Source organism: uncultured Campylobacter sp., assembly GCF_938045775.1.
GTDB lineage: Bacteria > Campylobacterota > Campylobacteria > Campylobacterales > Campylobacteraceae > Campylobacter_B.
The window spans coordinates 1-12,344 of record NZ_CALIBH010000107.1 but is presented as its reverse complement, the minus strand read 5'-3'; the positions used below and the strand labels follow the sequence as shown (position 1 = coordinate 12,344).

Sequence of the window (12,344 nt, the reverse complement as noted above, 5' to 3'; positions counted from 1 at the left end):
AATTTAGAAGCCGAAGCGGATCAGAATTCCGCCTGTGTAAACAACATAGAGCAGCAAAATTTTATATCCGATGACAGCGGCGCCTTACCGCAGAATTCCAAGGCTAGAGATTACGACAAAGAGCCGATAGTAATAAAAGATCATACTTATTACGAATTTATGATTTATCAATTTCCGGCGCTACTGATAGGTTTTATTATATTTTTGACTTTTGCTACCATAGTAAATCCCGTTAGTCTTAAGACTTTTCGAATGCTTCCGTCTATATTGGTTTCATTGTTGACCGTAATTAGGGACAAAGACGGCATGTATTTTGAGTTTAAAAGTGATAAAATTCTGTATTATTACAAAAACAAAATCCGTAAAATTTTCGAATTAAATAGTATAGGTGCGATGATAATTAGCTTTGATTGCAGACACAGTATGCGGCAAAGGATAAATTGGTTTATAAAAATAGCACTACTTCTTTGGATTTTATTAATTTTTGCCGCCGATGCATACGATATGACAATCGGCGAAAGTATAACTGATATATTGTGTATTTTTATTTTAGCTGCATCAGGAATTTTCGGAGCAAAGGCTATTATGCACCTACGCAACGGCAGCCTTAGTTTTTTCGGTCTTCACGATCAGCTTGTGCTTTATAAAGAAAACGCTGAGGTCGAGATACTAAATATCTTGATGGCAGATAAAGAGGAGTATCTGTTTGACGCGATAAAGGGCGCCATCGAGGCGGAAAATTTTGACTTTGCCGCGCAAATTTGCGACTTTGTTTTAAACGACGATTTTGAAAAATTCGGCGCGGTTTTAAGAACGAGGGCGCTAATGTGGCTCACGGGCTACATCGCGCAAAATTTAAAAGAAAGCGAATACCCGAATTTCGGCGACTTCGAGAGCTGCCTGTGGAAATTTAAATGGATAGTCTCGGGCATCGCCAAAAGCTCTATAATCGAAGAGGAGCTCATAGACGAGGCAAACGAGGCGATGCTGTTTTACTACGAGCGCATGGAGCTCTCGTTGGCAGCCTACTACAAGGCCTTGATGAATCAAAACATCGATATGGGCGATGCTAGAGAGGCGAAGGCAAACTACGAGCTGTGGAAAAAGCTAGCCAAAGACGACATGAACGACTGCGAAGCGTGCGAGGCTAGCGATGAGATCGCGTATTTAAATTTTGCAGGCGAGCATGAAGCCGCGCTGGAGCTTGCCGCACCGATACTCTCAGGCGAGCTAACCTGCGGCGAAGTGCCTCACACGACCTACGCGCCGATACTTTTTAGCATGATTAAAACAGGCAAGATAGAGGAGGCGAAAACCCTGCTACCCAAGGCCGCGGCGACGATCGAGTCAAATCCTCGCGTCATAAATCAGATCGCGCCGCTAATCGAGATCGCCATTAGGCTGGATGAGCGCGAGACGGCGTTAAGCTTAGCTCGCAAACACTCGCACGCCATACTCGATAGCAACGACGATCTGAACGACCTGCGATTTTTCATCGCTGTTAGCGCATTTGGCGATGAGAGCGACTACAAAACGGCTTTGGAACTGGCGGGTAAATTTGACGCTAGAAATCAAAACTTCTACTACGCCGATTATCTGAATAAATTTTACGAGGAATTTGGAGTTTGAAATTTTGACGATTTGAGAATCTGAAATGCTCTACTCGTAAAGCAAATCACCGCCTCTGGCGCGCACAGCGAGATAGTTTAAAATTTGCGGCTCGATACTATTCACGCTCGCAATGGCGAACGCGATAAAATTTACGCCGAACGGGTGCGGCGGCTCGTGCGGTAAATTTATACCGCTTACTCGCGCACGTCGGTAGCCGGTCGCCGAAATAGATGATAGAGCGCATGCATGGCATTAAATTTTAACTAGATCGGTGTGGATGAAAGCAAATATTTGCGACAGCAAGACACGTATTCTAAATTTCAACCGCCGCAGAACGTAAAATTTAACCGAGCCCGCCGTCAATCTCATCGTAAAATACATAAGCGGCAGCAATGGCGTGTCTCGCGCATCTTTACCTAGATTTAGCGGCAAATTTAATAGCAAAATTTTAAAGCGTGGCGCAATAAAATTTTAAAACAAAATTTCAAGTAGCTCTTTAAATGAAAAATTTAAAGCGGAATCTTGAATGCAGAATTTCAAATAAATTTTAAAACTCCAAGAGAATTTCATCCCTTGGAGTTTTAAATTTAATGCTTGGCTAGGTAATTTGTGTCGTAGTTATTATCCACGAAATCGGGGTTATTCATCATTCTAAGATGAAAATCGCGCGTCGATTTTATACCACCGATGATGAGCTCATCTAGCGCGACTTTCATCTTCGCAATCGCACGCTCGCGGTCCTTGTCGTAAACGATGAGCTTACCGATCATGCTGTCGTAGTAAGGCGGCACCGAGTAGCCCTCATAGACGTGGCTATCCATACGGACGTTTCTGCCGCCCGGAGCAACGTATTTTGTGATTTTACCCGGGTTTGGCATAAAGCTTTTAGAGTCCTCGGCGGTGATGCGGCACTCAAGCGCATGCCCGCTAAATTTTATCTCGCTTTGAGGCAGCAGCTTCTCGCCCTGCGCGATGCGGATCATCCACTCAATCAGATCGAGCCCGCTTCGCATCTCGCTTACGGTGTGTTCGACCTGCAAGCGGGTATTCATCTCGATGAAATAGAATTTCTTGTCCTTGCTATCGTATAAAAACTCAAACGTTCCCGCGCTTGCGTATCCGATCGCCTTAGCGGCGCGAACCGCCGTTTCGTGCAGGCTCTTTCGTGTCGGCTCGTCCAAGATCACGGCCGGGCTTTCTTCGATTAGCTTTTGATGTCGGCGCTGCATCGAGCAGTCGCGCTCGCCGATATGCACGACGCGTCCGTGCTCGTCGCCCAAGACCTGAACCTCGATGTGGCGCGGGTTTGTGATATATTTTTCCATATACATCGTGCCGTCGCCGAACGCGCTCATCGCTTCGCTCTCTGCCGACCAAAAGAGCTTTTCGATATCCTCTTCGCGCTCGACCACGCGCATTCCGCGCCCACCGCCACCGGCTGCGGCTTTAATGATGACCGGATAGCCGATTTCGGCGGCTAGCTTGCGTGCCTCTTCGACGCTTGCGATCGCGCCGTCGCTGCCAGGCACTACAGGAATGCCCGCGCGCATCATCACTTGCTTAGCCTTGCTCTTATCGCTCATTAAAGTCATTGCCTCGACGCTCGGGCCGATAAATTTAATGCCGTGCTTAGCGCAAATTTCTACGAAATTTTGACTTTCGCTCAAAAAGCCGTATCCCGGAAATATCGCGTCAGCTTCGGTTAGCTCGCAGGCTGTGATGATCGCGGGGATATTTAGGTAACTATCGCTACTGCGCGGTCCGCCTATGCAGACCGACGCGTCGGCGTATTTTACGTAAAGCGCGTCCTGATCGGCGGTAGAGTGCACGACGATAGCTTGCTTGCCCATCTCCTGGATAGTGCGAAGCGCGCGCAGAGCGATTTCGCCGCGGTTTGCAATGAGGATCTTTTTAAGCTCTCTCATAGCTTCTCGACCTCAAACAGCGCCATAGCGTATTCGACGGGCTGTCCGTCCTCAACGAGAGCTTTTTTTATGCGGCAGTCGAATTCCGCCTCAATCTCGTTCATAATCTTCATCGCTTCTATTATGCCGATTGTATCACCCTTATGCACGACCTGGCCCACGCTTACGAACTCTGCCGCACCGGGACTTGGCGCTTTATAAAAAGTACCTACCATCGGGCTGTCGATCGTATCCATCGCGCCTTTTGAGGCGGGCTTATCGCCCACGAGCACGTTTACCGAAGGCGCAGCAAGCTGCGGAGCGGGTGTCGGTGCGGCGAGCTGAGGCGTGCTCCCACCGCATGGGCCATATTTTTTTATCTCGATTTCAAAATCTTTATCTTTAATTTTTAGCTCGTTAATGCCCTGCTTTTCGCCGAAAAAATCCATTAACTCTTTGATTTCTGCTTTTGTCATAAATTTCTCCTGAAAAAATTTGCGAAATTTTAGCTAAATTTTTATAATTGTTTCTTTAAATGGATTTTTGCGGGACTTTTAAGAAGTGCAAAGCCAAATTTACGACAGAATTTGCGGACTGATTTTAAGGATTTACGGAGTGAGATTTGCCTCGTTCATTTTAAGCTCGAACTTCGCAAGCGAAACACGAAATTTTGCCGTAAGAGCGCAGGATGATTTTAAATCCTTTAAATTTAGCACTTAATTTTACGACCGAAATTCTACGCCCAAGCCCCGAGCGAGAAAATTCCGTGCCTTGCTTTTCTTTAAAATTTTATGCCGAAATATTATTTTAAAGCCTCGCGCCGAAATTCTATCCACGCGAAGCCCTATGTGTTAATGTGTCGCAAAAAAGCTCTGAATTTTCGCTTTATCGCTCGTTTTGCTAAGAGCCAGCATCAGCAGCACGCGCGCCTTTTGCGGATTTAGATTATCGGCGGTTAAAAAGCCTAGCTTAGCGTCGTCCACCTCTGAGCCTACGCTAGTTGAGCCGCTGCCCGTGCGGCTTGAGCGCACGACTATCACGCCCGCTTCGCTAGCTTTTGCAAGCGCAGCCTCCGTATCGGGGTATAAATTTCCGTTTCCCATGCCGGCGACTACGATGCCCTTAGCGCCCTTTTGCACGGCAGTCTCTACGAAATCGCTCACGTCCTGCGGATGCGCGTAAATAATATCGACGCGCGGCAAGGATTTGAAATCCTTGATATTAAACTCGCTTGCGACGGTGTGTTTGCGAAGCGGTGTCATATAGAAATTTACGACTCCGTAATTCACGGTGCCGATTTTGCCGGAATTCGGCGAGGCAAAAGCCGCAACGTTAGTAGTATTTGTTTTCGTAACCTCGCGTGCGGCGTGAATCTCGTCGTTCATCACTACAAGAGCGCCCTTTTCGCGAGCGTTTTTATCTGCCGCGACGGCAACGGCGTTGTATAGATTAAGCGGTCCATCAGCACTCATAGAATCAGCGTTTCGCATCGCCCCCACCAAAACGATCGGTTTTTTGGATTTTACTACCAGGCTTAAAAAATACGCCGTCTCCTCCATCGTATCGGTTCCATGCACGATGACGACACCGTCGACATCGTTTTTAGTAAGCAGCTCGCTTACGCGGTTTGCGAGCTTGAGCCAAATTTCATCATTCATCTCCTGCGAGCCGATATTTGAAATTTGCTCGCTTTTAATCGTAGCTAAATCCCCTAGCTGCGGCACTGCCGATAAGATATCTTCTACGCCCTTTGAGCCTGCGGTATAGTTGCCCTCCGTGGCGCTTGCGCTGCTTCCCGCGATAGTGCCGCCGGTAGCTAAAATATAAATATTTGGCTTCGCAGCAGCCAAAGATGACGCGATAAAAAACGTAATAAACGCAAATTTCTTGAGTAGCCCCATAGTTGCTCCTTAAAAAGTGATAAAATTTTTATAATTTAAGCAAAATTCTAGCATAAAATTTTTATTATATTTTATTTTGCTGCTATAATGCGCGAAAAATTTTGATTATTTTAAGGAAATTTTATGGGACTGAAAAGCGATAAATGGATCAGACAGATGTCGCAGCAGCACGATATGATAGCGCCCTTTTGCGAGGAAAATATCGGTCGCGGCGTCGTTAGCTACGGACTTTCCAGCTACGGATACGACATACGCGTAGCGCGCGAATTTAAAATTTTTACAAACGTCGGCGGAACGGTCGTCGATCCTAAAAATTTCGACGCAAAAAACGTCGTGGATTTTGAGGGCGACGTCTGCATCGTACCGCCGAATTCCTTCGCGTTAGCGCGCACCATCGAATACTTCAAAATGCCGCGCGACGTGCTTGCGATCTGTCTGGGCAAAAGCACCTACGCGCGCTGCGGCATCATCGTAAACGTAACGCCGTTTGAGCCGGGCTTTGAGGGGCACATCACGATTGAAATCTCTAACACCACGCCGCTGCCTGCAAAAATTTACGCGAACGAAGGAATCGCGCAGGTTTTGTTTCTGCAAGGGGATGAGCCGTGCGAGGTGAGCTACTGCGACAAAAAGGGCAAATACCAAAGCCAAAAGGGCATCACGCTGCCTAGAATTCTAAAGGATTAAACAATGAAAAATTTAATCATCGTAGAATCTCCCGCAAAAGCCAAAACGATCAAAAATTTCTTAGGCGACAATTACGACGTAATCGCGTCTAAAGGCCATATCCGCGATCTGCCGCAGAAAAAATTCGGCATTAAAATCAAAGATAAAAGCTTCGAGCCCGAATACGAAATCAGCGCCGATCACGATCAGATCGTAAAGCAGATAAAGACGCTCGCCAAAAAGGCGGATCAAATTTATCTCGCGACGGACGAGGACCGCGAGGGCGAGGCGATCGCCTATCATATCGCCGCTTCGATCGGCAAGCAGGCACAGGAGCTGCCGCGCATCGTATTTCACGAGATCACCAAAAGCGCGATCTCAAATGCGCTAAGCTCGCCGCGCAAGCTCAATATCGCAAGCGTAAACGCTCAACAAGCGCGCCGCCTGCTCGATCGCATCGTGGGCTATAAGCTAAGTCCGCTTTTAAATTTAAAGATCCAGCGCGGCTTAAGCGCGGGTCGCGTCCAAAGCGCCGCGCTTAAAATCGTCGTCGATCGCGAGCGCGAAATTTTAAATTTTAAACCGGTAGAATTTCACAGCATCGACGCGGTTTTTAAAAAGGACTTAGAAGCCGAACTCGTGGAATTTCGCGGCGAAAAAATGGAAAAGCTCTCGGTCAAAAACGCGGCGCAGGCTAGCGAGATCGTCCTGACGCTGCAAAAAGACAGATTTAGCGTAGAGAGTATCGAGAGCAAATCGCGCAAGACGAACCCCTACCCGCCGTTTATGACCTCGACGCTACAGCAGGCGGCGAGCACGGCTCTGGGCTTTAATCCGCGCAAGACGATGAGCCTCGCGCAGAGCCTTTACGAAGGCGTCAATACCAAAAACGGCGGCGCGATCACCTACATGCGAACCGACTCGCTAAATATCGCTAAAGAAGCGATCGCGGCGGCTCGCGAGCTAATCGGCGAGCGCTTCGGCGAAAAATATCTGCCCAAAAGCCCGAATTTATACGCCACCAAAAGTAAAGGCGCGCAGGAAGCGCACGAAGCGATAAGGCCTACCGATCTGAAGCTTACTCCAGAGCTCGCGCAAAAAATACTGCCTCGCGACGAGTACCGCCTTTACGCGCTCATCTACAACCGCTTCGTAGCCTCGCAGATGAGCCCTAGCGTCTCGCAGATCCAAACGATCATCGTGCGCGGCGAAGCGGGCGCATTTAAGATCAGCGGGCGCAAGGTGGAATTTGACGGATTTTACAAGGCTTACGGCGATCTGGATAAGGATAAAATTTTACCGAACTTCGATACGGGCGACGCGATGAGCCTGCAAAGCCTAAGCTCGCAGCAGCACTTCACCGAGCCGCCGGCGCGCTATTCGGAAGCGAGCCTCATCAAAAAGCTCGAAAGCCTAGGCATCGGCAGGCCCTCGACCTATGCGCCTACCATCTCGCTGCTTACTACGCGCAACTACGTAAATATCGAGCAAAAGCACCTGGTGCCGAGCGAGATCGCCTTTAAGATCACCAAGATGCTGGAGCAAAATTTTAAAAATATCGTCGATAGCGAGTTTACCTCCAAAATGGAAGAAAAGCTCGACGACATCGCCGAAAACAAAGCGGACTGGCAGCAAATTTTGGCAGATTTTTACTACCCTTTTATGGACGAGATCGCCAAAGGAAAAACGTCGATCGCAAGCCAAAAACTAGCCGAAAAGATCGGCGAAGCATGCCCGAACTGCGGCGGCGAGCTACTTAAGAGGCAGGGCAGGTTCGGCGAGTTCATCGCTTGCTCGAACTATCCGAAATGCAAATACTCGCGAAACGCGGACGCTAGCGCCGAGGGGGCGAGCGAGGAGAAGGCGGCGCCCGAAGTGTTAGATGAGAAATGTCCGCAATGCGGTAAAAATTTGATCAAACGCAAGGGCAGATACGGCGAGTTTATCGCTTGCGAGGGCTATCCGAAGTGCAAATACTCGCGCAAAATCGAGGGCGCGGCAAAGGAGAAAAAGCCGCTGCTCTCCACCGGCGTTAAGTGCCCGAGCTGCGGTACCGGCGAGATCGTCGAGCGCTTCTCCAGACGCGGCAAATTTTACGGCTGCACGAACTACCCCAAATGCGGCTTTGTGAGCAACTACGCGCCGATTGCGCGTGCGTGCCCGCAGTGCGGCAACTCATACATGCTCCGCAAAGAGCTGAAAAAAGGTAATTTCGCCGAGTGTCCGCAGTGCAAGCTTAAAGAAGAGATCGATTGATAATAGGCGTCATCTCGGACTCTCATCGCGAAACAAAGGTCGCTGCCAGCGCCATAGAGTGGCTGCTCGCGCGAGGAGCGGACCTGCTCGTGCACGCGGGCGACATCGTCGAGAGCGAGACGCTGCGGCTTTTGCGACAAAGCGGCAAGCCCTACTTTGCAGTTCTTGGCAACAACGACGAAGCGCTTGCGGAGCTAAAAAATGAGTTTAACCTGCACGATGAGCCCTTTTGCACGGAGTTTACGGGACTACGACTAAAAATAATGCACCATCCGTTTTATCTCTTTGACGAGGAGCCCGTAGCGCAAAACGAAGCAGACGGGTTAAATTTAGATGCGGATTTGGGTGCGGATTCTAGCTCCGGCGCCGATGCGGATCGCGCGGTAAATTTTCGCAGGGATTGCGGCGCGGGCCTAGTCAAAAATTCGGGCTTTAGCGACGAAGCAAACAGCGACCTGAATTTAGGCTCAAACCGCAGCGCGTATCGCGGGGAAATTTTAATCGCAAATTCTAAAGCGACGGCTTGCTCGGTAAATTTAAACTCAAATTTTAATACTGCGAGTGCAGATAAAATTTTAAACGGCGCGCGCCGCACAGATGCAAATTTTAAAAACATAAGTAGCGCGAGCGCAAATTTAAAAAGCGGGCAGTACGCAAGTCTAAATGCGAGCTTGGGCTTGAATGTGGGCGCGAACTCAAACGTAAATTTAGACTTAGGCGCGGACCTCGCTTCGGGCACGAACGTAAATTTAAACTCAAATGCAAGCGCGAATTTGGCCGCTGATATGAGCCCAGATATGAACTCTAAAGCAAGCTTCAGTGTGGATCGCGCAGTAAATTTAACGGCGCCGAGTTTAAGCGCAAATTTAGTCGCGCCGAACTCGTGTGCAAATTTAGCCGCACCAAACTTGAACTCAAATTTGACCGCGAGTTTGAGCCCCAATACAAGCGGCGAAGGTAAAAATCGGGGTTTGTGCCAGTGTGGCGCGGATAGAATTTCAACTATCAAAATTTACGGCCACACCCATTTTTTCGCCGTGGCGATAGATAAAAACGGCGCGCTCGTGCTAAATCCGGACGAGATTTGCGGGCGCAAAAAGCGGCTTTTCGATTTGTCTGTGTTGTGGTGCAAGAGCGAAAATTGCGCATATTTCGTCTCCGTTCGCAGCGCAAAGAACTATAAAGCGACCGAAAGGAGGTCTTAAAATGATACGAAAAGCCCCTGGGCAGCCAGAGAAAATGCTAGAAAGATGCGAAAAAATTCTAAAGCAGTGCGGAGAAAATCTAAAAGGATGCGAGGCCAAAGCATATGAATGAAATTTACGTCCTAATCGCGCTATCGTTTTTGATCTTTGCTTCGCCCTTTTTGGCTAGCCTAGCTAGAATTCCGCTCTCGCCTATGGAGATCATGCTTGGCATCATAGCCGCAAATTTAGGGCTTTTGCCGCCAAGCGCGACCTTCGATCTAGCCGCTCAGATCGGCTTTTGCTACCTTATGTTTTTGGCGGGCTGCGAGGTGGATTTCCGCGCGCTGCTTGCGATGCCGCGCAAAATTTTGCGGCTAATCCTAATCTTTTTGGCGCTACTTTATATCCTAAGCGCGCTTGCGGTTTGGGTGTTTGAACTGCCGCAGATGCTTATCATCGCCGCACCTCTGATGAGCGTCGGGCTGCTTTCGGCGCTGTATAAGGAATACGGCAAGGATCAAGCGTGGCTCAATCTCGCGATGCCCGCGGGCGTGATCGGCGAGCTCATCAGCATCGCCGCCCTCACAGTGGGCGGCATCTACCTTAAAAACGGCTTCGGCGTGGAGATGGCGCTTCATATCGGCGCGCTTTTGGGCTTTTCCGTGGCAGCCTTGGCGGTTTTTAAAGGGCTTGAAATTTTATTTTGGTGGTTCCCCGCGCTAAAAACGGTCATCATGCCCAAATACGACAAAAACGAAAAGGACGTGCGATTTGCGATGGCGCTGTTTTGCCTCATCTGCGCCGGAGTGATGCTTTTGGGGCTTGAGGTCGTCATCGGCGCCTTCATCGCAGGCACATTTCTGCCGACCTTTTTCTCTCACAAGGACGACCTCATCGAGAAACTATCGTCGTTCGGCTTTGGCTTTTTGGTGCCGATATTTTTCATACACACCGGAGCCGTGATCAAGCTAGAAGCGCTCCTTATGCCCGGAGTGATGAGCTTTGCCGTAAGCCTAGCGGCGCTGATGTTTGGTATCAGACTGCTTGCGAGCGCTACGTTTTTAAGCACTCTGGGGCGCAAAGGTGCGGTGCTTTTCGCGCTATCGTTATCTATGCCGTTAACCCTCGTCATCGCCACGGCGACGCTTTTTTACTCCACCGCCGCGATATCGCAAGAGATATACTTCGCGATGATCATTGCCTCGCTCATAGAGGCGCTCGCGTCGATGATTTTGATAAATTTTATTTACAAGAAATTTTAGGGCGGGAATTTAAAATTTTGAAATTATAGGATTTTGGAATTTTAGAATTTCAAAATTTTGCGAAATTCTAGAATTCTATGAAATTTGATTTTATGCGGGACTAAAATGAAGTTAAATTTAAAGCTCTATTTTGCAGCTCAATCAGTTAGATCTTGAAGTTCCATAGTATAATTCGGCTCCGGTTTCCACAAATCACAGTCCCTATATGCTTCTAAAATTTCTTTTAACAGGCATAAAATATCTTGCTTATTAAGACTTTGCGTATGATTTGGTTTTAAATCTAGGAGTTTCCAAATCCTATGAAATTCCTCTGGAACTAATTTCCTATTAATATTTACCTCATGATCTATAATCATCTCTATAATTTCACCTTTATGATATAATATCCAAATAGACTTTGTATCGTAATCGTGGTCGTATTCATAGCCTGGGAAGCTATAAAGAAACCAAGCCCAGCAATCTCTCTCCCTATCGATAGTCCATCGTAATTCATTAATGAAAGTCTCATAGTATGGATTATATTTGTAGTAAATTTCACTCAATCCATACTTCTCATCATCATCTTTTGTGATAATTGCATTTTCAAACGCCATCTGCGCTCCTTGGAATTTAAAATTTAGCGTGCAAACAGAAATTTCAAGCGCAAATTTTATGCAAAATTTTGCGATGCAGTCGAAACGGCAGGCATGGAAATTCCAAACTCGGCGCGCTTAAAGATAGACCGGTGAGCTTGCCGCGACCGCTAACCCCGCTCGTTGCGGATATATTTGCTTCCGCTAGCCGTAGCAAAGCAAGCGCGGCTCGTTAGCAAAGCTAGCAATAAAATTAATCGCAACTCATCCGCAAGAAGCATAACTGCACGATCTGCGGGCGGGGCTAGCAAAGTCATGGCGGCGAGCCGATTAAAATTTAAGCTTTAGCTTGCGGCGCTTAAAAGCCGACTTAAGCTTAGACGCTATGCGGGCGATATGCCGCGACACGGCGTCTAAGCCTCAAGCTACATTAAGACCGGAATTTTAGTCTTTTGCAGGAAGTATTTCGACGCGCCACCTAGGAATATCTCTTTTATGCCGCTGTCTGAGTGCAAGCCCGCGACGATTAGATCGAAATCGCCTGCGTCGGCGTACTCTAGCAGCACCTGCCCAGGGATCTTGCCGTCTGCGTTTAGCGTCTCGAAAGCATCGATATTAACGTCGTGCAGAGCCAAATAATCGCTTATTCGGCGCTTCGTTTCGGGGATGCCCTCTTGAAGGTAGTGGTTTGCGGTGATGACGGTGACGGACTTGGCGCGCTGCAAAAGCTCCAGCCAATTATCAAGCGCTCGCGCAGACGCCGCAGTGCCGGTAAGCGAGACTAAAATTTTATCTGCCTTGAACTCCTGCAGCTTGCGCGGTATGACGATGCAAGGCTTGCCACTTTTGGTAACCGCAGCCTCGAACGTGCCGGTGATAGAGCCTGTAGGCGGCACCGAAACCAGCACCAAATCGCAATATTTGGAGTACTTCTCGACCAGCTCGGAGCGGATGCCCACCATATGCCTCAAAGCGGCGCTATTTG

At 48.4% G+C, this 12,344-nt stretch carries 10 protein-coding genes; 5 read left to right on the top strand and 5 right to left on the bottom strand.

The window, feature by feature from the left end; genetic code table 11:
- Positions 1–1,629, top strand: a 1,629-nt coding sequence (locus tag Q0238_RS04090; protein WP_297943147.1) for a hypothetical protein, incomplete at its 5' end; no start/stop codon positions are given.
- Between the two features lie 569 nt (positions 1,630–2,198).
- Here Q0238_RS04090 and Q0238_RS04085 read toward each other — a convergent pair.
- The 3 genes from Q0238_RS04085 to Q0238_RS04075 all read right to left on the bottom strand — a co-directional run bounded on the left by Q0238_RS04085 (position 2,199) and on the right by Q0238_RS04075 (position 5,365).
- Positions 2,199–3,536 (bottom strand): acetyl-CoA carboxylase biotin carboxylase subunit, encoded by a 1,338-nt coding sequence (locus Q0238_RS04085; protein ID WP_297943146.1) that lies wholly within the window; start codon positions 3,534–3,536, stop codon positions 2,199–2,201.
- On the bottom strand, positions 3,533–3,991 hold the full coding sequence (gene accB, locus Q0238_RS04080; RefSeq protein WP_297943145.1) for an acetyl-CoA carboxylase biotin carboxyl carrier protein: 459 nt from the start codon (positions 3,989–3,991) through the stop codon (positions 3,533–3,535). The genes Q0238_RS04085 and accB overlap by 4 nt, the downstream gene beginning before the upstream one ends.
- Before the next feature lie 375 nt (positions 3,992–4,366).
- Positions 4,367–5,365, bottom strand: a complete 999-nt coding sequence (locus tag Q0238_RS04075; RefSeq protein WP_297943148.1) for a type II asparaginase — start codon at positions 5,363–5,365, stop codon at positions 4,367–4,369.
- A 174-nt stretch (positions 5,366–5,539) separates the two neighbouring features.
- On the opposite strand from Q0238_RS04075, the gene dcd reads away from it, so the two are divergent.
- The 4 genes from dcd (at position 5,540) to Q0238_RS04055 (ending at position 10,787) form a co-directional block, all read left to right on the top strand.
- Complete coding sequence (dcd, locus tag Q0238_RS04070) at positions 5,540–6,103, top strand: dCTP deaminase (RefSeq protein WP_005871523.1); 564 nt, start codon at positions 5,540–5,542, stop codon at positions 6,101–6,103.
- Positions 6,104–6,106: 3 nt separating this feature from the next.
- The gene (gene topA, locus Q0238_RS04065; protein WP_297943144.1) at positions 6,107–8,338 is read left to right on the top strand and encodes a type I DNA topoisomerase; all 2,232 of its coding nucleotides are present in this window, start codon (positions 6,107–6,109) and stop codon (positions 8,336–8,338) included.
- Positions 8,335–9,543 carry a metallophosphoesterase family protein gene (locus Q0238_RS04060; protein ID WP_297943143.1) on the top strand — a complete coding sequence of 403 codons (1,209 nt, stop codon included), beginning with the start codon at positions 8,335–8,337 and terminating at the stop codon, positions 9,541–9,543. Before topA ends, Q0238_RS04060 begins: the two co-directional genes overlap by 4 nt.
- A 104-nt stretch (positions 9,544–9,647) precedes the next feature.
- Positions 9,648–10,787, top strand: a complete 1,140-nt coding sequence (locus Q0238_RS04055) for a cation:proton antiporter (protein ID WP_297943142.1) — start codon at positions 9,648–9,650, stop codon at positions 10,785–10,787.
- A 137-nt stretch (positions 10,788–10,924) separates the two neighbouring features.
- Here the strand turns inward: Q0238_RS04055 and Q0238_RS04050 are convergent, their stop codons facing one another.
- Positions 10,925–11,380 (bottom strand): hypothetical protein, encoded by a 456-nt coding sequence (locus tag Q0238_RS04050; protein WP_297943141.1) that lies wholly within the window; start codon positions 11,378–11,380, stop codon positions 10,925–10,927.
- A gap of 404 nt (positions 11,381–11,784) precedes the next feature.
- On the bottom strand, positions 11,785–12,344 hold a 560-nt coding region (locus Q0238_RS04045; protein WP_297943140.1), incomplete at its 5' end, for a universal stress protein.